Origin of the sequence: Vibrio sp. (genome assembly GCF_050299255.1) — a bacterium.
Classification (GTDB): Bacteria; Pseudomonadota; Gammaproteobacteria; order Enterobacterales; family Vibrionaceae; genus Vibrio.
Genome location: NZ_JBNKVP010000042.1, coordinates 1 through 23,158, shown reverse-complemented (window position 1 = coordinate 23,158; position 23,158 = coordinate 1). Strand labels below are relative to the sequence as shown.

The window sequence follows — 23,158 nt, the reverse complement described above, 5'->3', positions numbered from 1 at the left end:
GTGGACAGCTATGCTCAACTGGCGGATTGGCTGACGGGGACGAGTTCTCCTGCATGAACCGGGTCGATTTTCAGTGTTCGGGTCGGGAAGGCTATATCCGCGCCGTGTTGATGGATAATCGCCATGATTTCAATTAACACATCCTGTTTCACTTCGTGATAGCGCACCCAGTTGACGGTTTTGGTAAAGGTATACACCATCAAATCCAGCGAAGACGCGCCAAAGGCGTTAAAGTTAACGATCAGGGTTTGAGTGGTATCAATGTCCGGATGATTTTTTAGCATCGTTTTGATTTCATCGACCAGTACGGTGACCTGCTCACTGTCGTCGTAACGCACGCCTATGGTTTCATAGATTCGACGGTTTAGCATGCGAGAGGGGTTTTCAACAATAATATTGCTGAACACGGAATTGGGAACATACAAGGGGCGTTTGTCAAAGGTACGGATAACCGTCATACGCCAGCCGATGCGCTCTACCGTACCTTCTATCTGCCGGTCCGGGGATCTGACCCAGTCACCCACTTTAAAAGGTCGATCAAAGTAAATCATCATGCCGCCGAAGAAGTTAGATAGCAGATCCTTAGCCGCCAGACCGACGATCAAACCACCGACACCACCAAACGTCAGCAGACCAGATAGGCTGATTCCCAGTGCCTGCATCGCACTGAGCAGGCCGATGATGATGAAAAACAGCCGGGTCACTTTAGCCACCGCATGTACGGTCGTTTCGTCACGGGTATTTTTCTTCAGTACATTTTCTTCAACACGATTAATCAACCGAAGCATTACCCAAATCAGGATAATGACAATCAGCAAACTTTTAAGCGGAGTTAACCAGTAATCTGAATCATCGCTGTAATCCTGCAGCACATAGCCTAGCGAGATAGTCGCCGGCCAGCACCAGATAAAGGTACTGATTGGTGTCTTAAGCGAATACAGAATAGCGACATCCCAATAAAAGGGCGTTTTGTCAAAAAAGGCATTCAGTCGATTGTAAACGACCCGCCAGATAACCCAGCCAGCAAAGCTGGCGGCAGTCAAAAATAGGATGTTCTTATCCCACTGCTGGATAAGCTCTGCAGCTTGATTAAATAACTGGGTAAAAAACTCTTGCATAGTGTCGTGGTTGAAGTTGTTGAGGCCGCATCAGTATAAAACTTAGTGGCAACAGGGCTCAATGGATATTGGGGTTAGGATGGGATCTCGCGCAGCGAAAAGCTTCCATACAGGCAGACAAAGCCTATATGGAGATCGCTAGCCTGGTGGTTGTGTACTGGAGGCTGGGTAAAGCTGGAAGGGGCGCGTCACGTTAGTCTTCACTGAAGTGATCCGATAGCGCGACGCGACGCGTCTTTGCGATGCCTTCTCCATCCATGTCGACAGTATGCTCGTAACCCTGCTTGATAAACCGCTGCATTGGCGTGTACGGCTCGATCCGTTTCAATTGCGGTGAATCTATCGTGCCCGCCATTTTGTAAACCGATTTTCCTTGACCGGTTTCAATGGTGACCATTTTGCCATCAAAACCGAACTGGGTCGCAACCATGCGACTGTTGCGAAATACGCCACTTTTATCAAGCGTGATGACTTCAGTGTTATAAGTGGGAGCGCCGATTTCTACCCAGTTACCGTAAACATGTTTGGGGTTTACGTAGTCATGGTAGCTAAAATACAGCAAAGCCGAAAACCCAACAGCCAACACGCAAAACAAGGTAGGTATAATAATTTTCAAAGCTGGTTTGTTCAACATAACCTGTGTTTTCCGTTTGATCCTATTCTGGGCATGCTTTATTGCTGTTGTTTGGCAGCAAAATTCCGTTGCTAAACAACCGCAAAGAGTGGTTGAGCTAAATGGCTAAATCAACTGCGTGATTAAGAAGTTTGATCTTATGCCCAATTATCTGGTTCTTATCACCCGCTGTAAGACGTCATTTTTGTGCCCAAATATGCATCAACTTTAATAATTATAGGTAAGATACCGATCCCCGCCGGATAGAGATTCGGCCAAAACTGGAATTGGTATGAAATGCTGAATATTTTTCTTGCGGCTGAATAAAAGCAGGCAGACGGGATATTCTGTCAGCGGTAATACTGACTTAGGCGTGACTTGCAGTTATTTGTCGTTGTCATGCGTTTAGTCTACAGGGTTAACTGGCTTGTTAAGTCAACTTTTTTAAGCTAAAACGGGTCGTTTGCCGCCGAATGCGGTTAAAGAACCTTAACAAGGAAGAGATATGATCAAAGAAAACGTCTATTTTGAAGGCCGGGTTAAATCACTTGCGTTTCAGCAGCAGGATGGAGAATCCAGCGTAGGTGTAATGGCAGCCGGTGAGTATACTTTTGGTACTGCAGCCGCTGAACGAATGACGGTAGTCAAAGGTGCCCTGACCATCAAACGCCGCGGTGATGCAGAATGGACAACATACCAGGCTGGTGAAGTGTTCCATGTCGATGCAGATTCTTCATTTGACCTGCAGGTTGCCGAACCGACAGCCTACCTGTGTGAATATCTGGCCGACTAAGAAAAAAGCAGCCACACCCGTTGGTGTGGCTGTCTGCTTAATAAGCAACTGGCCGTCGCTTTCTCTTATTGGTTTTGTGTTATTTTTACAATGCGCTTCAAACCACCACTCGTTATCTGTTCAGCGCAACATGTCTAGTAGTTGGCAAACTTGCCGGCGTTATAGTCCTGAATTGCCTGTTCTATTTCCGCTACAGTATTCATCACGAAAGGACCGTAATGAACCACAGGTTCGTTAATCGGCTCTCCTATTAAAATTAGTGCACCACTGGTTTCAGTCGAATCCAACTGAAAAGTGTCACCGGCGGTTAACAGCGCCATGGTACCCCGGATAAGAGCTTGATCCCCTAACTGAAGCTGACCTTTGTAAACATATATCAGTACGTTGTGACTAAATGGCGTTGATACCGATAACTTTTCGCCATTAGCCGCGTGCCAATCTGCTACGGTTGCCTCAGCCCCATTGCAGGTGACCGGACCGTTTAAGGTATGATCATTTAGCGTGAACTCACCGGCTATGACCCTGACCAGGCCGATGCCCTGTTCGCGATACTCTGTGATGGTTTCTGGCTGAAAGTCCTGGTACTGGGCTGGAGACATTTTCTGACTGGCAGGCTGATTAATCCATAGCTGAAATCCGTGCAGGGCACCGTCTTCCATGATGGGCATCTCACTGTGGATGATTCCTCGCCCTGCGGCCATCCACTGTGCACCGCCGGTACGCAACTCTCCTACGTGACCCATGTGATCCTTATGCTGAAAATGCCCATCCAGCATATAGGTGAGAGTTTCAATGCCACGATGCGGGTGGGGAGGAAAGCCGCCAACGTAATCCGCTCTCTCGTCAGACTTGAGCTCGTCAAGCATCAGAAATGGAGAGAACTGCTGGTTATCAAACCCAGCAACTCTTTGAATTTTAACGCCATCGCCGTCTGAAGTGGGATGGGCCTTAATTAGCTGAGCAAGTGCTCGTGTGCTTTTCATACATCTTCCCTTATGACTTTATCTACCAGTTTAGGCAACAAAACGACTCAATATGATGTGGTAAAGCTGAATAACTTGTTCAATTTATTCGAATGAAGCGCTGGTCATTTGTCGGTGGTGTCGGTTAATTGACTATACTAGCAATATCAAACGGTAACATGAGGGGGTATGAAGATGGCAGTCGTTCCGAAACATCCCGACCATTACCCGCACTATGATCCGAAGGAAGATTTCACTAATGAGCAACGGCATAGATTTACTCAGGTTGCGAATCAGGCAGAAGAACAGCGTCGGCGGCGGGGGATAAACCGAGTATAGTGATGGCGGCCAGAGCCGCGCGAGATGTTGCGATACGGCCAGTGATAAAGCCAAAACCAGGCAAAAAAAGTAACGTTCGCTACGCCATTTGGATGATCGTACTGGGGTTGGTGGGGCTTTGGACCATGTATATGAGTGGCTAAGCGGTTAACACCAATTTGAGTGCGGTGTTAACCGTAACGGGCTTGGGAGGCTATTTGCTGCTATCGTCGTCAATCGGCACAAGGCCGAACGGTAAGCCGACAAAGGCCTGTCTGTCCTGGCTATATACTGGTGCGCGGTGCACGCCTTGCCAGTCGAGCAACATGATGGCCAGTACATTTCTGTGTTCGCCGTAAGTGAGATCGAAGTCACCGGAAACCGATGGGATCATGCCACGCTTTTTATCAATGGCCGCTCTAATCGCTTTGCGGGTTTTGGCGACAACGGGGTCATTGTCCAGACCCGCCAACAGAAAACTGATGCCAACTTCGGCAATCACATCTTCTTTCGAATTTTCTATGATGGTGTCGATATTGCGGCGGAAATAGTCGTAAATCCAACGGTTTTGTTCAACATCTACCTGCGTTTGGTAGTATTCGGATTGGGCGAAAATAATGTGGGTCATGCCATAAATTTTATTGCCGTACTGCTGTGACGATAGCTCGCTGTCCTGCTCATCCGGGTAGACCAGGCGGAAAGTTTTCAGAAATTGATCCACCACATCCTGTTCACCCAATTGTCTTAACCAATAGACCTGGTTAGCCAGTTGGGCTGCCCACGCTTCCACCATAGTGGCGTTCGTGGCGTATGTACTAAAGTCATAACGGCGTATTACCTGACGCAGCTTTTTATCGTCACGGTGCTTTAAGCCGTACTCATTTGCTCGTGCCATCGAACCCAAAAGATCAACCCCCAGATATAAATACTCCGGCATGTAGCGAGTAACGTTGTAGCGTCGGCGGCTGCGCTCATCTGTGTCATCCGCATAACTATTCAAACGGCGCTTAGAGTAGGCATTGATCTGTTCTTCGGTGTAAATCTCTTCTGCAAACCGGTTCAGTTTACTGGCAACGCGTGCCATATCATTCCAGATGGCCGCGTGATATTTCTCATCCAGTGTCTGACGATACATGCGCAATCCGTAATGGCCAGACTTGAACGCTGGCAGTATAAATAACTGAGATTCATAAGTTTGTTTGATCTGTTGTGCGGCTTGTTGGTAGCTGACTGCATCCGTTTGGGCAGTAGCAACCATGGCTTGCATGAACAGTATCAGTATGAGCAGTGATTTTCGTAGTAAGTCCATAATAATTCGGCAGGCGGTTCCATGACCGCTGCACCTTAGCAGTTCGTTAAATCATTTATGTGAACAATAGGTCAGGAGCGAGTTAAAATCTGCCTGAAAGTAAGATTGATCCGCGCTTTTTTTGGTTTTCGGGTTTTCGGCAGACTGTGTTGCCAGCTATTTTGGCAATCTCCCCGCATCAGCAGCAAAGAGCCGGAAGGTAGCTCGAATTCCAATTTTTGTTTGTTTCGTTTGTGGCGGAACAGAAAACGCCGCGTTTCCCCAAGGCTGACAGAGGCGATAACAGGGCCAGGACCCAGTTCTGGTTCATTGTCTTGATGCCAGCCCATGTAGTCCGCTCCATCACGATACAGGTTAGCCAGCACGGTGTTGAAATGAGCCCCGGATATCGTTTCACACTGTTGCTTGATGTTGAGCAGTTGCTCAGTCCATGGGCGAGGCTCAAGTGTTAAGCCGGAATAGCGATAGCTGTGCTCACCATACCAAGCCTGAAGACGAGGCTGTAATACTTTCCGACCAAACATGGCAATTGCTAGCTGCTGCCACTCGAGTTGATTCATCAGTTGTTCAAACAGAGTGTGTGCTTGCTGGCAACAGATAAAATCGGGCCAGTAGACGATGTCGCCTGCGGCAAAAGCTTGTGGATTGTTATGTGATGAAAGTTGCATTTAGCGGTAAGTATAATTCATATTAATATTAATAGTGGTCGTCAATATTATTACAACGCTGTTTCATGATAACACGCAACAGCACGAAGAAAATAACAGTGAGTTATAGCCTCCTGTTGGTAAAGAGTACTATGCAGCTAGTTATTGAATATTAAAGGACTAACGTGCCAGCCTGAATGTGAGGCGACGATAATAACAACATTAAATATTGGCGGCGTCATTGGCCGCTTTACAGAGGTTCTGAATGACTTATACCTCCGGCAAACATAAGTTTGTCACTTGGGTTTTTATCTCATTTATAGTGCTTTCAGTGGGATTACTCGAGAGTGTTCATCACAAGCAAGAGCAGTACATCCGCGAAGATCTTGAACAAAGAGTCCGAGAGGAGTTGTCTATTGTCCGCTCAAGCCTGGAGTCTACCATTCTGGCCGATATCTATGTCGCCTACAGTATCGCCACTGTATTACCGCTTGATCCGGACACATCAATGCAGCAATGGGATCAGGTGGCCGCTAACGTGCTCGAACGCAGTAAGCATATCCGCAATATTGCTCTGGCACCCAATGATGTTGTCCGTTATGTCTATCCGTTGAACGGTAACGAACAGCTGTTGGGCAGCGATTATCGACAGTATCCAGAACAGTGGCAGGCAGTTGTTAAGGCAAGAGAAAACAGAGAAATATTTGTCGCAGGCCCGGTTAACCTGATTCAGGGTGGCCGTGGCCTGGTAATACGAATTCCGCTGTTTAGCGACCCGCCATACAACCGCCACTATTGGGGGGTTTACAGCTTTGTGCTGGATTTGGACTCGCTGCTCTCAGCCACTGGTATCGAAACTTTCAAGTACAAGTATCAAATCGCGATGCGTGGCCGGGACAGCAGTGGCGGTCAGGGCGAGGTGTTTTATGGCACCAACGCGGTTTTCGAACAGGCCATCGCCACAGAATCGGTTCGATTCCCATACGGAAGTTGGAGTATCGCCGCCGCAACCCGCAATGATCTGCTGCGTCAGGCTCCCTGGTATCAGGTTCAGCTAACGCGCCTTGTTGGTTATCCGCTACTCATTATCCTCACGGTGGCGTTTGTGGTTATCTATAACCAGTATCGGAGTGCCGAGAGCAGGGCGCTGCATGACGACCTGACCGGTCTGCCAAACCGGCGCTACTTTATGTTCACGCTGGAGCAGCAATTTAAGTCTTTCAAACGTGGTAGCAGTCGGGACGTGTTTGCCGTTATGAGTATCGATGTCGATAAGTTTAAAGCGGTTAATGACAGTTACGGCCATGCCGCTGGCGATAAAGTGCTGCTGGCTTGTGCTGAACGGATAAAATCGGCGTTACGGAGTTCTGACCTGGTGGCACGAATTGGTGGCGATGAGTTTTTGGTGTTATTGCCCAGGGTGACCAGTGCGCATGACGTGCATGTGATTAACATCGAGCTTCACAAATCCATTTGTCGAACCCCGGTGATTTATGAGCAACACTTAATTGATCTCAGCGTCAGTATCGGCCATGCCATTTGTGACGTGGATGTTAATACCGTTGACGACCTGCTCAAGCTGGCGGATAGCGAGATGTATCTGGAAAAACGTCGTCAGCACGCGCTTTAGTCAGCCTGAGTGAGGCAGGTTAACTGGTGCGATCAATCTGGTAAACGCGTAGCAAGGAGAAGCAATGCGTACTTTAGAACAGTGGATGAAAGCATATGGGGAAAGTCATCAGAATCCGGTCAATCGGAAAATCCATAAACTGGCGGTGCCAGGTATTTTCCTGTCTGTAGTCGGGCTTATCTGGTCAATCCCGGCCATCAACCTGTTTGGCCAAACCATAAACTGGGTGTGGATTGCTATTATTCCAGCGCTGATATTCTACTATCGGCTTTCGCTTAGCACCTTTATGCTGATGTTGGGGTTTAGTTTATCCTGTATTGCACTGGTTTGGTCGGCGGAAATGCTGGCCCTGCCTGTACTGACGATTTCAATCCTGATGTTTGTGTCGTTGTGGATATGCCAATTTATAGGCCACAAGATTGAAGGGAAAAAGCCATCGTTCTTTGCTGATTTGCAGTTTTTACTGATCGGGCCGGTCTGGGTTTTCCGGCAGCACTAAACCGGAAACTTAACCGTCGGACTTAACAGTTTGCTCTGGTTGTCGCCAGACCTATATGCTGACTGATATGTCAATAATTCGTTATTTGCAGTTAGGTAATTGCAAAATGCACCATAGTTGCAAAATGCAAAGCTGCTATGCACTAAGTTTTCCTGAAACTGAACGAAAAATAAGCGTAAAGACCCATATTTGAACGCAAAAAAGTTGGCACGCTTTCTGCTTTATATTAGTTGACCCTTATTAAGCCGAGGGTCACCTAGCCAACTGACGTTGTTAGTGAACTTAACACTTGTTCACAAATATATGCAGCCAATCACACACCTTGTGATTGGCTTTTTTTTTGCGCTCAGATCAGTCCAGCTGAATGGTTTGCTCACATTTGTTGTAGCAGCTTGGTTTACGCGGACAAACAGCACCACGTGAGCAGATCAGTCGTGCGTCGGTTGCAATACCCCTCTCTATCCATTTGATGTTTAGAATTTTAGCTATAGTAGTGAACTCTCTTCTGATGTGGTTGGGAATGGTGCTGCTGCCGCCGTTTGCGACACACAACGCCTTGAGCTGCTCGGCAATGTCGGTGGCATCGCCACCCTGGGCATTGATTGCAGGGTTGAGGTCAATACCCGCACACAGCACCCGATTGTTGCCTGCCGGATCGGTCATATTGACCGACTCGCAGCAGTAGATCCGTGGCTCGTCACCGACATTCAGGATCGAAATTTGCGCGGAACTGCCTTCCTGAGGTTCAGACAAGCGTCTGAATACCGCCCAGTGTTGGCAAGGGTCATTTACTTTACGCATGTTACCCCAAGGGAGTGGGATACCGTTGCCGCGATAGACGGCTTTGAGCTTGTTCTGCCCATAGGCGTCAAAGTAGTGCCAGTGAGGATAAGGTGAAACCACGGTCATGCGTCTCATCGCCACGGAAGGCGATACTCCCGCTTTCTCATGCACACCGATTTCATAACCGTTACGGTCTAATAATTGGCGAAACGGCACTTTAGGACACAACAAGGCCCCGGCAAAAAAGCTCGATTCAAAATCGCGCCAGGCCATCAGGATGTCTTGAGAATTCAGTTCTGAACTCTGGGTCGCGGGATCGGCATCCTCCCAACTATTGGTGTGTCCGACCGACAGGACGTTTTTTAGCCCCTCCCGGCTGTGCAGCACGCAGTGACCGATGTAAACCGCCAGGTCGTATTTCAGGCGGGTCGGGTATTTGCGTAAAATTTCGTTCAGGTAGATTGTCCCGGGCGGCTCAAAAAAGGAGGTGACCAGCTGTTTGGCACTGACGCCTAACTCGTCCTCTACATCCTGCGGCGTGCGGCTGACCCAGCGAATGGTCAGTCCCATACTTTTGGCGATGTCGATAATATCTTCCACCGCCAGGTTTAACCGTTTCAGGCCAATTTCTTCCGCAGCGCGCTCTAAGTCTGGGAAATGGTTCTGATTATTTTCCTGATGAGCCCGAATCAACAGATGGGCAAACTGGCGCCCGGTGATTCCGGTTTGCGACAGCATTTCTGGAATGGCGATTTGCAAAATATCATTGGAGAACAAAAAGCTCGGCTCAAGCGCCATACCGCTGATCCCGCCCCGGTTACCCTTGTCGGGGGTTATCGCCGATTGCTCCGGCTCATCATCCAGAAACCAGGCCGGGTCTTTCTGGAAAACTTCTGCGATCACTTCCAGCATGTCCACACTGGGCACCCGCTTACCGCGTTCAATCATTGATAGATAGGAAACGGAGGGGGCGTATTCGGGATTGACCCGTATGCAGCGGGCAGACAAATCCTCCATGGTCAGATGGTTACGCTTCCTCAGGTTTCTAATCTTAGTTCCGAGGAAATGTGATTGGCGAACAAGGCTTTTTGACAATGACATTTTGTAAAATTCACACTGTAAAATTTTTGTTGTGAAATTGTAGTAAAAATTACGCTAGTCTACCAAGTAAGCAAAGTCACAAATTTGCACAATAAATAAACGCAAGTTTGGAGCATTTGCCCTAACGCAGCGCCGCAACCGCAAAAACTGCAGTGACTGCGAAGACAAATACTGGATGGATATGATGAATTAGTGACTGCATTACGCTGACTGAGTATGAGGGAAAGACTATGAATATGCTGACGTTCGATAAAACTGAAATCCAAAAACAACATAAACCATTTATCGCTGAAGCCGTCTTTGCCGTCGAGACTATCAGCGCTTCGGAGCAGAATGAAAAACAGTGTAAATCTAAACAACTGCTGGATCGCCTGTTCCCACTGGAGCAGGGCTCTCACCAGGACGTAACGGCCTACGTAATCGACTACCGTCACGTAATGGCTTACTTCAAAGATGGCAGTCACAGCGGTCTGAAACATCCAAAACACTTTGTTGCCTTCACAGGTGAGAAAGAGCAGCCAGCATCAATTTTGTTCCGCGATGGTAACGGCAGTCATGTTGAACTGATTTTCGGTCGTCATAAAGGCACAGGTTGTGTTGAACTGATTGAAATCGATGATATTCAATTGGAAACCTGCACGGTACTGAGCCAAATGGATGACACCGCCGATTCATTAGCAGCGATGCGCCACTGGATTAGCCTGGTGAAAGGCGATGAAAAAGGCAAGCCAAAAGCGTGCAGTGAAGACAAAGAGTACACTGCTAAAAATGGTGATGATTACCTGCTGCAATACTGCTTCAGCCTGTAAATTCATCTTATTACCAAACGATTCCCTCGCGAGGTTGCCCACCGGCTTCGCGGGGGATTTTTTTATTGGCAGAGTGCCCGGTTAACAGTACTGGGTAAAGCTCACGGTATCGAAATGAGGATTGGGTTTCATCGCTTGCATACTATTTAACGATTCGGTGCTGATTAACTGCTGGCCAAGCTCTGTCGCGATGAGAATGCATTCGCGCTTATGGTCATCATAGCGAGTATCCAGCGCAGTTCCGGTGACGACAGTTCCGTCTGCCAGCGTAAGTTTGACTGCAATCTGGTACAGGCAGGCAATTTCCAGGTAGTCATGTTGCTGACAACTGATCATTCGACCTCCGGAGAATAGAAGACCGCCAGCCAGATAGTATCCACTTGTGGGTCAGTCCAACTGACTTGGTGGAGATGGTGAGCGGGAATATGCAGATACTCGCCCGCTGTCAGGGTAATGCAGCTGCCGTTCGGGTAACGGATGGTACCACTGCCTTGTAGCAGGATCAGCCATTCATTTTCGTCCTGGTCATACCAAAACTGTTTCGGGCTGGCGTGACCGCGGGAAACGATACGTTCAATGCGAATTTTACGGCCAACCAACAGGGTATCGGTCAGTTCATCGCTGAAGATGGCGGGAATATCGGTCAATAGATTCATAGTACAATCCTCAACAGAATGGTCACTGCGCGTGTAAAGCGTGCTGCCAGGTAAATAACATATCGGCATCAAAGAGATAAAAGTGCAGATCCAATTCGGCGTATTCGTCTCGTCGGCAGACATTCAGTGCCACCCTGGCCGCTTCATCGGCCGGGTAACCGTATACCCCACAAGAGACAGCAGGCAAAGCCAGTGAGCGGCATTGATTCATTTGGGCCAGCTTCAGGCTTTCACGATAAGCCGATGCCAACAGAATGTCCGGGTTGGCGGTGGCATGATAAATCGGCCCGACAGTATGAATCACAAAGCGGGCGGAAAGTCGTCCGGCTCCGGTAATTCTTGCTTCGCCGACCGGGCAGCGTACACCGCGAACATCCGGTAGCGCCTGGCATGCTCTTAACAGCTCGGAACCGGCCACCCTGTGGATGGCGCCGTCCACTCCGCCGCCACCGAGCAAGGTCGGATTGGCGGCGTTGACAATTGCATCCACGGTTGCGGTGGTGATGTCTCCCTGATGCAGATGTATGCTCATGTTTAGTTAACCTCGTTTCTTGCAGTGGCAGTGCGTCGACCTCTACGGCCAAAGGTCGGGCTGAATCGTATCTACATAAACTATTGCGATGATACGTACGTAGTTCCAACATTAATTGTAGCGGCTGCTGGAACTTTGAATTTAGCAATGGGGATCGCCTGGCGAAAAGTGAGAGGGGAGAGGACTGTCGTTTACGCCAATATGCGGTGCTACCAGTCAGCCGTACCGGGCGGGAATGCCGACTCATAATCTATACTTCTAGTTATTTTGAAGTGGCTTGGTTTTTTAGTGAAGTGCTTCGTGGCGACATCGCTACTCTGGCCCCAGAGCAGAACCGCTAAGTCATATGTCAGATACCCATCAGCCTCATTGTTAACAATGTAAGGACTGCCCATGTTAGAACAGCGCACTGGTAAAACACTCTCAAGCGAGTCCGCCGAAGCTTGCAAACTGTACCAGCAAGGCGTCGATATGATTCTCGGCTCGGAATCTGGCGCGGCCCGGGCACTGGATAGAGCGCTTGAATTAGATAACGATTTTGCTTTAGCGGCAGCCGCACGCTATTGCGTGGCAAAGGATGTTGGCGATGAAAATGCTCAGGTTTACCGGCAGCGAGCCGAACAATCCCTGTCAAAGAGCTCCGATTGGGAACGTGAACATGTCGAGATGCTGATCGGTTTGATTGACCAACCCGGAGTAACGCGCGAGAAGGCTTTGGCTTACATTAACACATCGCCTGCCGATCTGTTGGTCGTTTCTCAACTGGCGGGGTATATGTTTTTTTATGATGGCCCGGATAAATTGCAATCCGTTCTTAATCTACTCGAATCTGTCGAACATGCATTAGGTGATGACTGGGCATTTCTCGCCAGGCTGGGCTTTGCTGCCAGTGAGGCGGGGCAACGCACGCGAGCGCGCACCCTACTTGAGCGCGCACTAACAATCAGGCCTCGGTCACTTTACTCGATTCATGGCTTGGCCCACATGCTCCATGACGATGGTGCAGCGGAAGAGTCTACTGAGGTTCTGAATCAATGGCTCAAGGTACACGAGTCCAGCGCGCGTGAAGGTCAATTGTATGGTCACGTTCAATGGCACCTGGCTTTGGCAGAATTTCAGGTAGGCGAACGCGAAGCCGCCTGGCGGCGCTACCTGACATTTTGTGCCCCCAACACGACCACATGTGGTCCAATTCTTACGCTTGCTGATTGTGCGGGCTTTCTGCTAAGGGATTATCTGCAATCAGGCCAAACTCGTGAACTGGCTGAGGATGAAGAGAAGCAAATCGCCCGTGTCTGGGGAATGATGGGGCATCCTTTCATCGCACTGCATGTGGCCGGTTTGTACGCGACAGCGGGAGATATGGAAGGGCTTAAACGATGTGAAGACGTTATTGCTGAAAAAGCCAGCGGGGCCAATCGCGACGTTTCCCTGGCACTGGTGTCATCGCTCAGTGACTTTGTCGCGGGAAACTATCAGCGCTCGGTACAAACATTGGCTACTGTATCTCCCAGCGCGCGCATTGGTATTGGCGGCAGCAATGTTGAGCGCATTCTGGTCGATTTAATTGAAACCAGTGGTGAGTCGCGGATTTAAAACTCCCGAGGTTGAACTGGCATTCAGCGCGCGAACGCAGTATCCAGGTTATCAATTAATGTGACTTAAACAGCGGTTGAAACGGTTTTAGCTCCACCACATTACCTTCCGGATCCTGAATATAGATGGAGCGGCCAAAACCTTGGGCACCATAGCGGGTAGCATATTCACTGCTTGCTATGCCGTGTTTATTAAGGTGCTGAAGCAGTTCAGTTTCTTCTAACCCCACGTATTGCAGACAGAAATGATCCAGGTTACGTCCCTCCTGGCGGGGGGGCTCTCCGCCCAATTTGCCCAGCTTGCCGTCCATGGAAACCAGATCGATCAACGCACTGCCTGCTCGTAGCTGGGTTAACCCCATCTCTGGCTCCAGTTCCCTCTCTATCTGGCAGCCCAGTACGTCACAGTAGAAGTGGCACATCGCTTCAAGCTTACTGGTTCGCAGTACGATATGGTCTATTCCTTCGATGGCTATCATAGATTGTCCTTGATGACTGATGGTTGCTAAAAGGTGGTGATGTCGTTAACGACTGACGAGTACACTCTCACTATTTAGCTTAGAAGGCAGAGTCCGGTTGTTCGAGAAATGCGAGCTCTTCATCGCTGCTGGGGCGGCCGAGAATGGCATTTCGGTGTGGATAGCGGCCAAAACGGTCGATGATGGCTTTGTGGCGCAGTTCGAACTGATAGTTGTTTTCCAGGCCGGGACGATTGAACAGTTGCAGCGCCTGTTGGTGGATCATCTGAGATTCACTGTGCATGTAGGGCATATACATAAAAGCTCGCTGGTCATCGCTCAATTGGCTATCGGCGCCAACAGCGACCGCTTCCTGAGCCAGCGCCAATGCCAGTGCATCCTGCTGAAATGCGCCCGGCTGATTGCGGTATAAGTTACGAGAAAATTGATCCAGTACGATAATCTCTGCCAGGCGACCTAATGCTGTGGTGCGCCAGCTAAACAACTCCGCTTGGGCTGCTTGCGCGTGTATTGCTGCAAATCGGCTGCGGATATGCTCATCCAGTGCTTCGTCAACTTCGAACCACTGCTTGGGGGTTAATTCAGAAAACCAAAAGGTCAGCACTTCCTGTTGCATCGGTGAACTCTCATTCTGAAACAGACTAAATCAAAGGTAGGCGCTGGCGAGTCATTTTTCCAACCTATTGATTCTCAATGGCCAGGGGTATCGCTGTTTTGGCGCGGGGATTTACCTGTCGGGCTATCATCGCCGCAAATTGTGCAATGCCCTGATGCCACTGGCGATTGTTCTGAAAGTGGGCAAAACACAAACGCAGGCAGTGGCGATACTGGTCTGCGGTGCCAAATACGGTACCGGGCAAAACCGAAATTCTCTGCTGTTTCGCCGTCTGATAAAACGCATAGCTGTCAAAGTCGTCGGGTAGGGTGAGCCAGTTGATAAATGCGCCATCGGGCTGAGTCAGGTGGTAGCGGCCAGACAACTCCGGGTATTGATTGAGCGCGTGCAGCAGAAGTTGACTGAACTGTTTAAGGTTGGACTGATACAAACGGCACATTTTATTCAGGTGCAGGCGGTACTTTCCGGTAGACAGGAAATCAGCCAGTCCGGACTGAATGAGATTCAAACTGCCCATATTGTCGCTGATCAACCGCTTTTCGATTTGTGGCTGATAGCGGGTTGAGGCGATCCAACCAATGCGCAGCCTCGAATCCAATGTTTTGGACAGGGAGTTGACATAAATGACCCGTCCGGACGGATCCAGGCTGTAGAGGCTGTCTATGGGTTGGTCGAAATGCAGTGCACCGAAAACATCATCCTCAATGATCGGAATATCGCGGCTGATTTCCAGTAACGCCTGCCGCTTGTCCAGTGGCAGTGTCGCGCCGGTAGGGTTGGCAAAGTTAGGTGTCAGTATAATGGCTTTAATCTGCCATTGCGCCAGTGCTTGTTTCAGCGCATCGGGTTCTACGCCGGTGCGGTTGCAACTCGGAATCTCAATCACCTGCAGGCCCAGTGATTCAAGCAGCAATAAATTACCGAAGTAGCAGGGCGACTCGACAGCAACAATATCGCCCGGGTGGGTAACAGCCTGCAACGCCAAACTAATCGCCTGCTGCGCCCCATGGGTAATGGCAATGCTTTCGCGGCTGGCCATTACCCCCCGGTCGTGGCTGATTTTGGTGATCTGTTTCAGTAACTGCTCATTGCCGGGCGGCAGCTGATAGTGACACGGTATGTGGCTCTGTTTGCGGCTATGGCGGGCTACTGTGGCATAAAGACTCCGTATCCCGGTAGTATCGGTATAAGGGTGAGCCGAACCCATTGGCAGCAAAGCGCTCCCTTCGTCATAAGTGAGAAATTCTTTGGAAACTGACAGTAAATCGACCTCGCTCGGAGGACGAGTGTCGCCAATTTGTTCTGGCGAAGCTTTCACCCGGTAACCGGACTTCGCCACAGCGTAGACCATCCCGGCCGCTTCGAGCTCCTGATAGGCTCGGATCACCGTATTGCGACTGACCTCCAGCTGTTCGCTCAAGTGACGGATCGACGGCAGTTTGTCGTCAGCCTGATAATGGCCCTGGTGGATGGTATGGCGAATATGCTGCCTAACCCGATCGTATTTGTGCTGCGTCATTCATCTGTACCCAAATAAACAATTCATTCTGTATCTTTTTCTATCATCTGTACCCAACTAAAGTAAATGTATTGTTATTAATTGGTAGTCGTTCGACATGTTGATTCGTTTAATTCCCTTTATCTTTGTCGTGTTGTGGGCTTCTGGGTTTGTAGGAGCCCGATTTGGTCTCCAATACGCAGAACCAGCAACCCTGCTGACCCTGCGAATGGTGTCTAACGTGGTATTGTTTCTGGTCCTGGTTGCGCTGCTGCGTCGCCGGATGCCGACAGGCAAGGCATTCTGGCACAGTATGGTGGTCGGGTTGCTGATCCATGGGTTGTATCAGGGCGGGACTTACAGCGCCATTTCGCTGGGTATGCCAGCCGGTCTAAGCTCACTGTTGGTGGGCACTCAGCCAATTGTGACTGTGTTGTTGATGGTGCTGTTTGCCAATGAAAGCTTTAAACCGGCACAGTGGCTCGGCCTGGGGCTGGGATTTGTTGGCATTTCCCTGGTACTGATGGGTAATATGGAGTGGCAATCCGATACCCACAAATGGCAGGCGGTTGGCCTCTGCGTGGTGTCGTTGCTTGGGATCACGCTAGGTACTATGTATCAGAAGAAGTACTGTCCCGGTGTCGATCTGGTAGGAGGCACTATGGTTCAGTATCTGGCTGCAACCCTGTTTTTCCTGCCTTTGGCGTATCAGTTTGAAACCATGCAGGTGGAATGGAACTGGCAGTTTATTCTGACCCTGGGATGGCTGGTGGTTGTGCTCTCCTGTGTGGCAATTTTGCTGCTGCTTTATATGGTTGAGCATGGCGCTTCAACTAAGGTGGCATCGGTGTTCTATCTGGTTCCACCGACCACTGCAATCCAAGCCTGGCTGGCATTTGGCGAATCGCTCGATCTGTATGGGTTGATAGGTTTTGCTCTGGCGGTAGCGGCTGTCTATCTGGTATTTAAAGCGCCAAAACTGACGTTCAAGCGTCGTTCGCTGACAGCCTGCGGCTAGTGGCAGTTGGCCAGCTTATGTGGCAACACAACGCCCGCGGTTTTCCTGCGGGTGTTGTGTCTTACAGCGGGCTTTTCTTCACGTAGTAAGGGTTAGATTGTTTTTTTTCTGGCCCTAACTCGGACACCACAAGCCGGTTCCACAGTGCCAGATCAAACTCACCTTTAGGAATCGATGGATACAGGGTTTCGACTTCTTCATAGGCGAAACGAAGCAGCTGTTTCCGTTTGATTTGATTATATTTTCTGGCAACTCGGTTATGTTTATGCAGCCATTCCAATTTAAATTGCCGCAACAACTCTTCCGCTTGTCCGGGTTCAAATCTGGACAGGTAGAGCCGCTTATATGACACCTTACGACCGATCATCGTGCGCATCGCTGTCTGAATATATTTACCATGGTTGGTAATACGAATATCCGTTTTATCAAATGGCTTAACATTCCAACCGGTAATATTCACCTGTGGCTTTTTATATTGCTGGTTTCGGATCTGCAAAGCATCGTGCAGCACTATATCGGATGTGCCTCGCAAGGTATGCTGCCATGTGCCGATTCTTATCTGGATTGAAGTCGGCAGACGGTATATATGGGTAAACTTATCCTGTTCCATAGACGCGTATACAAGTTTGTTGTGTTATTTGTTCTTATTTCACCGGTTAAAAGTGAAAATAAGCAAGCAAAATGAAGGTGTAATTAAACGTGCCGCATTGTGGCGACACCAGATAATACAATAGCAAATATGAGCGACATTGTATTGAATTACGTTTGGCTAAGCCAGTGATTTTTATTTCTATCAATAACAGTCAGATAGCAACATAGTCTTTGTGATATGTCGCTATATATCGAGCAGAGTAGCGCCCGCTAATCGGTTTATTATCGGACAACTTAAGCAGACGTTAAACCACCAGACGAAAAAGGCGGCCCGGATAAAACAGCGGCCGCCGGTGTAACTCTTATGAACCAGGCCAGATCGATCGGGCTAGAATTAGAAAATGCAGTGCTTGGTAAAGTCACTGGCTTCATTCGCCGTCCAGTCACCTTTAGGCTTGTCTTTCATGTCCTGGCACCATTCTTCGCTGCCCACTTCAGTACAGGCAGCCAGTGCAGAGATCATCAAAAATAGCAAAGTTAGTTTTTTCATTTTTTGTTCCTTTACGTACGGCGTATGTGCGCTATGTTTCGCCGGGCAATTATTACCTATTTTCTCTATCAATGAAAAACTTAACTGTCAGTGTTTAGTCATTTGTTACCTATTGGGCGGCGTTGCACGTCGTTTTCGTGATTCCGATTACTGTTTCCGTTGTTCATCGAAACGTTTCGATGATCGATTTCACACATTTCTTAATCAGAGGATGAATAATTTATGATGGGCGCTATTATCTCATCGAAACGTTTCGATGGTGTTCGATTCGATGAAAATGCAAACAAATAGGTTTAGCCATGAAAAAAAGTACCCTAATCAATTCTGAGCTTTCGCATCTGGTCGCTAAGTTGGGTCATACCGACGAGATTACGATATGTGATGCCGGGTTGCCGATTCCTCAATCTGCGCAGCGTATCGACTTAGCGCTCACTCACGGTGTACCAAGTTTCATCGACACTGTGAAGGTAATGCTGACCGAGTCGCAGATTGAAGGTGTCGTCATGGCTGAAGAATTTGCTGAGGTAAGCCCTGAGCTACACCAGGCACTACTGAGCGAATTGGAAACCGAGCAGGCCCGCACTGGTAAGCCGATCAACATTCAGTACATCAGTCACGAGCAATTCAAGCAAAAAACCAACAACAGCCTGGCAGTGGTTCGTACCGGCGAGTGCACTCCGTATGCCAATGTGATTTTCCAGGCGGGTGTGGTTTTTTAAAGCCGAATATTAATGAGTTGAGGACAGCTAATGACTCAAGCCATATTACAGTTAAGCGCGATTGAAAAAGCTTTTCCGGGTGTGAAAGCCCTGGACAAGGCAAGCCTCAATGTCTATCCCGGCCGAGTGATGGCATTGATGGGTGAAAATGGCGCGGGTAAATCAACCCTGATGAAAGTACTGACCGGTATCTACACTATGGATTCTGGCAGCATCTCCTACCAAGGTGAAGCGGCAGCGTTCAAAGGTCCGCGTGATTCCCAGCATGCAGGCATCAGTATTATTCACCAGGAACTGAACCTGATTCCGGAATTGACCATCGCAGAAAATATATTCCTTGGCCGCGAGTTTACCAGCGCCATGGGCCGAATCCAGTGGCAAACCATGTATCAGGAAGCCGACAAACTCCTGGCACGACTGAATGTGAAACACAGTTCAAAAACGCCGTTAGGTGACTTGAGCCTGGGTGAGCAGCAGATGGTCGAAATCGCCAAAGCACTCTCGTTCGAGTCCAAAGTCATCATTATGGATGAGCCGACTGATGCGCTGACCGATACCGAAACTGAATCTCTGTTCAAGGTGATTAACGAACTGCGCGATCAAGGCTGCGGCATTGTGTATATCTCGCACCGACTAAAAGAGATCTTTGAGATTTGCGACGACATTACCGTGCTGCGGGATGGCAAGTTTATCGGTGAATGCAAGGTCAGCGATACCGACGAAGACGGGCTGATTGAGATGATGGTTGGCCGCAAGCTGGAAGACCAGTATCCGCGTGTTGATGTAACGTCGGGCGAAACCTGCCTGGAAGTGATCGGTCTGACCGGTTCTGGCGTGCACGACGTCAGCTTAAAACTGCACCGTGGTGAAATCCTGGGAGTGTCAGGTCTGATGGGCGCCGGTCGTACTGAACTGATGAAAGTGATTTACGGCGCTCTACCAAGTGAACACGGAGTCATCAACCTAAACGGTAAAACCGTTAACCCGGTGAGCCCGCAAGATGCTCTGGCAAACGGCATTGCCTATATCTCTGAAGACCGCAAAGGGGACGGCCTGGTGCTGGGCCTGTCGGTTAAAGAGAACATGTCGCTCTGCGCGCTGGACAAACTGACCAAAGGTGTCCAGATCCAGCATGGCGACGAAGTGATCGCCGTTGATGACTTTATCAAACTGTTCAATATCAAAACGCCAACCCGCGAACAGATCATTGGCAATTTGTCCGGTGGTAACCAGCAGAAAGTTGCCATTGCCAAGGGTTTAATGACCAAACCTAAGGTGTTGATTCTGGACGAACCAACCCGAGGTGTCGACGTGGGTGCCAAAAAAGAAATCTATCAACTGATCAATAAATTTAAAGCTGACGGCATGAGCATCATTCTGGTTTCTTCTGAAATGCCAGAAGTCCTGGGGATGAGCGATCGAATTGTGGTGATGCATGAAGGGCGCATTACCGGCGAGTTCGATGCAAGCCAGGCCGATCAGGAAACACTGCTTGCATGTGCGGTAGGCAAACAGATTAACGAGGAAGCAGCATGAGTAGCAAAACCATGAGTAAACCAACTGTAGCCGGCGGCGGCAAACTGTTTAGCAAAGAGTGGTTGATAGAGCAGAAATCTTTGATTGCATTGCTGTTTCTTATCGTGGTGGTGTCGTTTCTGAACAGTAACTTTTTCACCGTAGATAACCTGTTAAATATTCTGCGCCAAACCTCGGTTAACGCCATTATCGCCGTGGGTATGACACTGGTCATTTTGACGGCAGGTATCGACCTGAGTGTCGGCTCGGTACTGGCACTGTGTGGTGCGTTTGCCGCCAGCATGATCGGGCTGGAAGTGCCGGTACTGATAGCCGTTCCGACCGCTTTGCTTGCCGGTGCGGCGCTGGGCGCCATCAGTGGCATGGTCATCGCCAAAGGTAAAGTGCAGGCGTTTATCGCCACGCTGGTGACCATGACCATTCTGCGCGGCGCGACCATGGTATACACCGACGGGCGTCCTATCTCGACCGGTTTTACTGACACGGCAGACGCGTTTGCCTGGTTTGGTACGGGTTACATGCTGGGTATCCCGGTACCTGTCTGGCTGATGGTTGTTGTGTTCGCTGCGGCTTGGTACCTGCTCAATCACACCCGCTTTGGTCGCTATGTCTACGCACTGGGCGGCAATGAATCGGCGACTCGCCTGTCAGGCATTAATGTCGACAGAGTCAAAATCGGTGTTTACGCCATCTGTGGTCTGTTGGCAGCACTGGCCGGGATCATTATCACCTCACGCTTATCTTCAGCTCAACCTACGGCAGGTATGGGGTATGAGCTGGATGCCATCGCGGCAGTCGTACTGGGCGGTACCAGTCTGATGGGCGGGAAAGGTCGAATTATGGGAACGCTGATTGGCGCACTGATTATCGGTTTCCTTAATAACGCATTGAACCTGCTGGATGTATCATCTTATTTCCAGATGATTGCCAAAGGTTCGGTCATTCTGCTGGCTGTGCTGGTAGACAACAAAAATAAATAAACCCTGAGTTTAAATCCGGCCAGAAAGTATTCTGGCCACCCCCTACACAAAGGACGATGACAATGAAAAAAATCGCAACTCTTATCTCTGCAGCACTGCTGTCTTCTACTGTCTCAGTGGCGGCTCAAGCCCAGGACACAATGGCAATTGTACTGTCTACTCTGAACAACCCGTTTTTTGTCACCATGAAAGATGGTGCAGAAGCAAAAGCGAAAGAGCTGGGTTATGAGCTGATCGTACTGGACTCACAGAATGACCCGAGCAAAGAGCTGTCGAATGTGGAAGACCTGACGGTTCGTGGTGTGAAAGCAATTCTGATCAACCCGACCGATTCTGATGCGGTATCAAATGCGATCCGTATGGCCAACCGTTCCAATATCCCGGTACTGACTCTGGACCGTGGCGCAAGCCGTGGTGACGTTGTCAGCCACATTGCATCTGACAACGTGGTAGGCGGTGAAATGGCCGGTCACTACATTATGGAAAAAGTGGGCGAGAAAGCCAAAGTGATTCAACTGGAAGGCATCGCAGGTACCTCTGCAGCTCGTGAACGTGGTGAAGGTTTCATGAACGCGGTTAAGGGCAGCGACATGCAGCTTCTGGCAAGCCAGCCTGCTGACTTCGACCGTACCAAAGGTCTGAACGTTATGGAAAACCTGCTGGCTGCAAACCCAGATGTCGAAGCGGTATTTGCTCAGAACGATGAGATGGCACTGGGTGCACTTCGCGCAGTTCAGGCGGCGGGTAAAGATGTCGTTATCGTCGGTTTTGACGGCACAGATGACGGCGTTGCTGCAGTACAACGCGGCAAGCTGGCGGCGACTGTGGCTCAGCAGCCGGATCTGATCGGTGCCCTGGGTATTGAAACTGCGGACAAAGTGCTTAAAGGCGAAACCGTAGAAGAGTACATTCCAGTACCGCTTAAAGTGGTGACTAAATAATTTCGAACTCGCTCTCCCCATGTGGGAGAGCGAAAACCGATGGCTTTGCGCTGAGCCCTCTGCTGGGTTCAAAGCCATCTGTTTTCCCCGATAGTCATTTTACAGGCTCTCAGTGAGCCGAGGATAACCGTATGAATAAGTTAGTAGTGTTGGGTAGTGTTAACGCTGACCATGTGCTGCAGGTGCCTTCATTTCCGCGTCCCGGTGAGACGCTCCATGGTCGTAACTACCAAGTTATTCCGGGCGGTAAAGGTGCTAACCAGGCCGTGGCGGCAGCCCGTCTTAAAGCTGATGTTGGATTTATCGCCTGTGTTGGTGACGATGCATTTGGTATCAACATCCGCGAAAGTTTTAAACTGGATGGTATCGACATCCGCGGCGTAAAAATGCAGCCCAATTGTCCGACCGGAATCGCCATGATTCAGGTGGCCGACAGTGGCGAGAACAGCATCTGTATTTCTGCCGAGGCCAACGACAAACTGACCGCCGAGTCCCTCAGTGGTGATTTGGACCGCATTGCTCAGGCTAAGTACCTGTTAACCCAGCTGGAAACCCCGCTGGAAGGCGTTGAGCTGGCAGCCCAGGTGGCCAAACAGAATAAAACGAACGTGATACTTAACCCGGCTCCTGCCAGAGCGTTGCCGGACAGCCTGCTGCGTTGTGTAGACGTAATTACCCCGAATGAAACCGAAGCAGAAGTACTAACCGGGGTGACGGTAAGCGATTATGCCAGTGCGCAACACGCCGCGAACCTGCTGCATGCCAAAGGGATTGAAATTGTATTGATTACCTTGGGTGCCAAAGGGGTCTGGCTGAGCCAGAATGGCCGCGGTGAGGTGATCAAAGGTTTTAAAGTAGAAGCGAC

The 23,158-nt window shown here is 49.5% G+C and carries 25 protein-coding genes; 11 read left to right on the top strand and 14 right to left on the bottom strand.

What is annotated here, in order from left to right:
- Positions 1-14: 14 nt before the first annotated feature.
- Both ACQY6F_RS12140 and ACQY6F_RS12135 read right to left on the bottom strand, forming a co-directional pair.
- Positions 15-1,118 carry a mechanosensitive ion channel family protein gene (locus tag ACQY6F_RS12140; RefSeq protein ID WP_428774688.1) on the bottom strand — a complete coding sequence of 368 codons (1,104 nt, stop codon included), beginning with the start codon at positions 1,116-1,118 and terminating at the stop codon, positions 15-17.
- A 193-nt stretch (positions 1,119-1,311) separates the two neighbouring features.
- Entirely contained in the window at positions 1,312-1,752 is a 441-nt protein-coding gene (locus ACQY6F_RS12135; protein WP_428774686.1) for a DUF2850 domain-containing protein, read from the bottom strand.
- 484 nt (positions 1,753-2,236) lie between these two features.
- On the opposite strand from ACQY6F_RS12135, the gene ACQY6F_RS12130 reads away from it, so the two are divergent.
- On the top strand, positions 2,237-2,524 hold the full coding sequence (locus ACQY6F_RS12130) for a pyrimidine/purine nucleoside phosphorylase (RefSeq protein ID WP_428774684.1): 288 nt from the start codon (positions 2,237-2,239) through the stop codon (positions 2,522-2,524).
- A 134-nt stretch (positions 2,525-2,658) separates the two neighbouring features.
- Here the strand turns inward: ACQY6F_RS12130 and ACQY6F_RS12125 are convergent, their stop codons facing one another.
- The 3 genes from ACQY6F_RS12125 to ACQY6F_RS12115 all read right to left on the bottom strand — a co-directional run bounded on the left by ACQY6F_RS12125 (position 2,659) and on the right by ACQY6F_RS12115 (position 5,781).
- A complete protein-coding gene (locus ACQY6F_RS12125; RefSeq protein ID WP_428774682.1) occupies positions 2,659-3,507 on the bottom strand; it encodes a pirin family protein in 849 nt (282 codons plus the stop codon).
- Positions 3,508-4,018: 511 nt separating this feature from the next.
- The gene (locus tag ACQY6F_RS12120; RefSeq protein ID WP_428774681.1) at positions 4,019-5,113 is read right to left on the bottom strand and encodes a DUF3541 domain-containing protein; all 1,095 of its coding nucleotides are present in this window, start codon (positions 5,111-5,113) and stop codon (positions 4,019-4,021) included.
- Between the two features lie 71 nt (positions 5,114-5,184).
- On the bottom strand, positions 5,185-5,781 hold the full coding sequence (locus tag ACQY6F_RS12115; RefSeq protein ID WP_428774680.1) for an alpha-ketoglutarate-dependent dioxygenase AlkB family protein: 597 nt from the start codon (positions 5,779-5,781) through the stop codon (positions 5,185-5,187).
- A gap of 244 nt (positions 5,782-6,025) precedes the next feature.
- Between ACQY6F_RS12115 and ACQY6F_RS12110 the strand changes: the two genes are divergently transcribed.
- Together ACQY6F_RS12110 and ACQY6F_RS12105 are read left to right on the top strand one after the other, a co-directional pair.
- Positions 6,026-7,390, top strand: coding sequence for a diguanylate cyclase (locus ACQY6F_RS12110; RefSeq protein ID WP_428774678.1), 1,365 nt, complete (start codon positions 6,026-6,028; stop codon positions 7,388-7,390).
- A gap of 64 nt (positions 7,391-7,454) precedes the next feature.
- Positions 7,455-7,889, top strand: coding sequence for a DUF962 domain-containing protein (locus ACQY6F_RS12105; RefSeq protein WP_428774676.1), 435 nt, complete (start codon positions 7,455-7,457; stop codon positions 7,887-7,889).
- 351 nt (positions 7,890-8,240) lie between these two features.
- On the opposite strand, the gene ACQY6F_RS12100 is transcribed toward ACQY6F_RS12105, so the two are convergent.
- Positions 8,241-9,773 (bottom strand): DUF3612 domain-containing protein, encoded by a 1,533-nt coding sequence (locus tag ACQY6F_RS12100; protein ID WP_428774675.1) that lies wholly within the window; start codon positions 9,771-9,773, stop codon positions 8,241-8,243.
- A gap of 230 nt (positions 9,774-10,003) precedes the next feature.
- Here ACQY6F_RS12100 and ACQY6F_RS12095 point away from each other — a divergent pair, with 230 nt between their 5' ends.
- Positions 10,004-10,582, top strand: a complete 579-nt coding sequence (locus ACQY6F_RS12095) for a hypothetical protein (protein WP_428774674.1) — start codon at positions 10,004-10,006, stop codon at positions 10,580-10,582.
- A gap of 81 nt (positions 10,583-10,663) precedes the next feature.
- Here ACQY6F_RS12095 and ACQY6F_RS12090 read toward each other — a convergent pair whose 3' ends face one another.
- Genes ACQY6F_RS12090 through ACQY6F_RS12080 form a run of 3 tightly spaced genes read right to left on the bottom strand, consistent with a single transcriptional unit; the run spans position 10,664 to position 11,770 of the window.
- A complete protein-coding gene (locus tag ACQY6F_RS12090) occupies positions 10,664-10,918 on the bottom strand; it encodes a Rho-binding antiterminator (protein WP_428774672.1) in 255 nt (84 codons plus the stop codon).
- Positions 10,915-11,238: a cupin domain-containing protein gene (locus ACQY6F_RS12085; RefSeq protein ID WP_428774671.1), complete on the bottom strand. Its 324-nt coding sequence runs from the start codon at positions 11,236-11,238 to the stop codon at positions 10,915-10,917. Before ACQY6F_RS12085 ends, ACQY6F_RS12090 begins: the two co-directional genes overlap by 4 nt.
- A 22-nt stretch (positions 11,239-11,260) precedes the next feature.
- A complete protein-coding gene (locus tag ACQY6F_RS12080; RefSeq protein WP_428774669.1) occupies positions 11,261-11,770 on the bottom strand; it encodes an O-acetyl-ADP-ribose deacetylase in 510 nt (169 codons plus the stop codon).
- Positions 11,771-12,163: 393 nt separating this feature from the next.
- Between ACQY6F_RS12080 and ACQY6F_RS12075 the strand changes: the two genes are divergently transcribed.
- Positions 12,164-13,366 carry a hypothetical protein gene (locus ACQY6F_RS12075; RefSeq protein ID WP_428774667.1) on the top strand — a complete coding sequence of 401 codons (1,203 nt, stop codon included), beginning with the start codon at positions 12,164-12,166 and terminating at the stop codon, positions 13,364-13,366.
- Positions 13,367-13,421: 55 nt separating this feature from the next.
- On the opposite strand, the gene ACQY6F_RS12070 is transcribed toward ACQY6F_RS12075, so the two are convergent.
- From ACQY6F_RS12070 to ACQY6F_RS12060, 3 genes are all read right to left on the bottom strand, one after another.
- Positions 13,422-13,844, bottom strand: a complete 423-nt coding sequence (locus tag ACQY6F_RS12070; protein ID WP_428774666.1) for a VOC family protein — start codon at positions 13,842-13,844, stop codon at positions 13,422-13,424.
- 79 nt (positions 13,845-13,923) lie between these two features.
- Positions 13,924-14,460: a DUF924 family protein gene (locus ACQY6F_RS12065; protein ID WP_428774665.1), complete on the bottom strand. Its 537-nt coding sequence runs from the start codon at positions 14,458-14,460 to the stop codon at positions 13,924-13,926.
- 64 nt (positions 14,461-14,524) lie between these two features.
- Positions 14,525-15,979: a PLP-dependent aminotransferase family protein gene (locus ACQY6F_RS12060; RefSeq protein ID WP_428774663.1), complete on the bottom strand. Its 1,455-nt coding sequence runs from the start codon at positions 15,977-15,979 to the stop codon at positions 14,525-14,527.
- Positions 15,980-16,076: 97 nt separating this feature from the next.
- Between ACQY6F_RS12060 and ACQY6F_RS12055 the strand changes: the two genes are divergently transcribed.
- The gene (locus ACQY6F_RS12055; RefSeq protein WP_428774662.1) at positions 16,077-16,976 is read left to right on the top strand and encodes a DMT family transporter; all 900 of its coding nucleotides are present in this window, start codon (positions 16,077-16,079) and stop codon (positions 16,974-16,976) included.
- 61 nt (positions 16,977-17,037) lie between these two features.
- Here ACQY6F_RS12055 and ACQY6F_RS12050 read toward each other — a convergent pair whose 3' ends face one another.
- Entirely contained in the window at positions 17,038-17,586 is a 549-nt protein-coding gene (locus ACQY6F_RS12050) for a hypothetical protein (protein WP_428774660.1), read from the bottom strand.
- A 375-nt stretch (positions 17,587-17,961) separates the two neighbouring features.
- Entirely contained in the window at positions 17,962-18,117 is a 156-nt protein-coding gene (locus ACQY6F_RS12045; protein WP_428774659.1) for a DUF3012 domain-containing protein, read from the bottom strand.
- Positions 18,118-18,416: 299 nt separating this feature from the next.
- Here ACQY6F_RS12045 and rbsD point away from each other — a divergent pair, with 299 nt between their 5' ends.
- From rbsD to rbsK, 5 genes are all read left to right on the top strand, one after another.
- Positions 18,417-18,836 carry a D-ribose pyranase gene (gene rbsD, locus ACQY6F_RS12040; protein ID WP_428774658.1) on the top strand — a complete coding sequence of 140 codons (420 nt, stop codon included), beginning with the start codon at positions 18,417-18,419 and terminating at the stop codon, positions 18,834-18,836.
- 30 nt (positions 18,837-18,866) lie between these two features.
- Positions 18,867-20,372 (top strand): ribose ABC transporter ATP-binding protein RbsA, encoded by a 1,506-nt coding sequence (gene rbsA, locus ACQY6F_RS12035; RefSeq protein WP_428774657.1) that lies wholly within the window; start codon positions 18,867-18,869, stop codon positions 20,370-20,372.
- A complete protein-coding gene (rbsC, locus tag ACQY6F_RS12030) occupies positions 20,369-21,352 on the top strand; it encodes a ribose ABC transporter permease (RefSeq protein WP_428774655.1) in 984 nt (327 codons plus the stop codon). Before rbsA ends, rbsC begins: the two co-directional genes overlap by 4 nt.
- Positions 21,353-21,414: 62 nt before the next feature.
- Positions 21,415-22,293: a ribose ABC transporter substrate-binding protein RbsB gene (gene rbsB, locus ACQY6F_RS12025; protein ID WP_428774653.1), complete on the top strand. Its 879-nt coding sequence runs from the start codon at positions 21,415-21,417 to the stop codon at positions 22,291-22,293.
- Between the two features lie 131 nt (positions 22,294-22,424).
- Positions 22,425-23,158 (top strand): ribokinase (rbsK, locus tag ACQY6F_RS12020; RefSeq protein WP_428774652.1); only part of this gene is annotated, 734 nt, incomplete at its 3' end.

Bases quoted from the DNA above. Each gene is read 5' to 3' on its own strand.
- ACQY6F_RS12075 (WP_428774667.1), top strand. From the start codon at position 12,164: ATGTTAGAACAGCGCACTGGTAAAACACTCTCAAGCGAGTCCGCCGAA.
- rbsD (WP_428774658.1), top strand. From the start codon at position 18,417: ATGAAAAAAAGTACCCTAATCAATTCTGAGCTTTCGCATCTGGTCGCT.
- ACQY6F_RS12090 (WP_428774672.1), bottom strand. From the start codon at position 10,918: ATGATCAGTTGTCAGCAACATGACTACCTGGAAATTGCCTGCCTGTAC.
- rbsB (WP_428774653.1), top strand. From the start codon at position 21,415: ATGAAAAAAATCGCAACTCTTATCTCTGCAGCACTGCTGTCTTCTACT.
- ACQY6F_RS12070 (WP_428774666.1), bottom strand. From the start codon at position 13,844: ATGATAGCCATCGAAGGAATAGACCATATCGTACTGCGAACCAGTAAG.
- ACQY6F_RS12135 (WP_428774686.1), bottom strand. From the start codon at position 1,752: ATGTTGAACAAACCAGCTTTGAAAATTATTATACCTACCTTGTTTTGC.
- ACQY6F_RS12105 (WP_428774676.1), top strand. From the start codon at position 7,455: ATGCGTACTTTAGAACAGTGGATGAAAGCATATGGGGAAAGTCATCAG.
- ACQY6F_RS12115 (WP_428774680.1), bottom strand. From the start codon at position 5,781: ATGCAACTTTCATCACATAACAATCCACAAGCTTTTGCCGCAGGCGAC.
- ACQY6F_RS12140 (WP_428774688.1), bottom strand. From the start codon at position 1,118: ATGCAAGAGTTTTTTACCCAGTTATTTAATCAAGCTGCAGAGCTTATC.
- ACQY6F_RS12045 (WP_428774659.1), bottom strand. From the start codon at position 18,117: ATGAAAAAACTAACTTTGCTATTTTTGATGATCTCTGCACTGGCTGCC.
- ACQY6F_RS12055 (WP_428774662.1), top strand. From the start codon at position 16,077: ATGTTGATTCGTTTAATTCCCTTTATCTTTGTCGTGTTGTGGGCTTCT.
- ACQY6F_RS12080 (WP_428774669.1), bottom strand. From the start codon at position 11,770: ATGAGCATACATCTGCATCAGGGAGACATCACCACCGCAACCGTGGAT.
- ACQY6F_RS12100 (WP_428774675.1), bottom strand. From the start codon at position 9,773: ATGTCATTGTCAAAAAGCCTTGTTCGCCAATCACATTTCCTCGGAACT.
- ACQY6F_RS12085 (WP_428774671.1), bottom strand. From the start codon at position 11,238: ATGAATCTATTGACCGATATTCCCGCCATCTTCAGCGATGAACTGACC.
- ACQY6F_RS12130 (WP_428774684.1), top strand. From the start codon at position 2,237: ATGATCAAAGAAAACGTCTATTTTGAAGGCCGGGTTAAATCACTTGCG.
- ACQY6F_RS12125 (WP_428774682.1), bottom strand. From the start codon at position 3,507: ATGAAAAGCACACGAGCACTTGCTCAGCTAATTAAGGCCCATCCCACT.
- ACQY6F_RS12060 (WP_428774663.1), bottom strand. From the start codon at position 15,979: ATGACGCAGCACAAATACGATCGGGTTAGGCAGCATATTCGCCATACC.
- ACQY6F_RS12050 (WP_428774660.1), bottom strand. From the start codon at position 17,586: ATGGAACAGGATAAGTTTACCCATATATACCGTCTGCCGACTTCAATC.
- ACQY6F_RS12095 (WP_428774674.1), top strand. From the start codon at position 10,004: ATGAATATGCTGACGTTCGATAAAACTGAAATCCAAAAACAACATAAA.
- ACQY6F_RS12110 (WP_428774678.1), top strand. From the start codon at position 6,026: ATGACTTATACCTCCGGCAAACATAAGTTTGTCACTTGGGTTTTTATC.
- ACQY6F_RS12065 (WP_428774665.1), bottom strand. From the start codon at position 14,460: ATGCAACAGGAAGTGCTGACCTTTTGGTTTTCTGAATTAACCCCCAAG.
- rbsA (WP_428774657.1), top strand. From the start codon at position 18,867: ATGACTCAAGCCATATTACAGTTAAGCGCGATTGAAAAAGCTTTTCCG.
- rbsC (WP_428774655.1), top strand. From the start codon at position 20,369: ATGAGTAGCAAAACCATGAGTAAACCAACTGTAGCCGGCGGCGGCAAA.
- ACQY6F_RS12120 (WP_428774681.1), bottom strand. From the start codon at position 5,113: ATGGACTTACTACGAAAATCACTGCTCATACTGATACTGTTCATGCAA.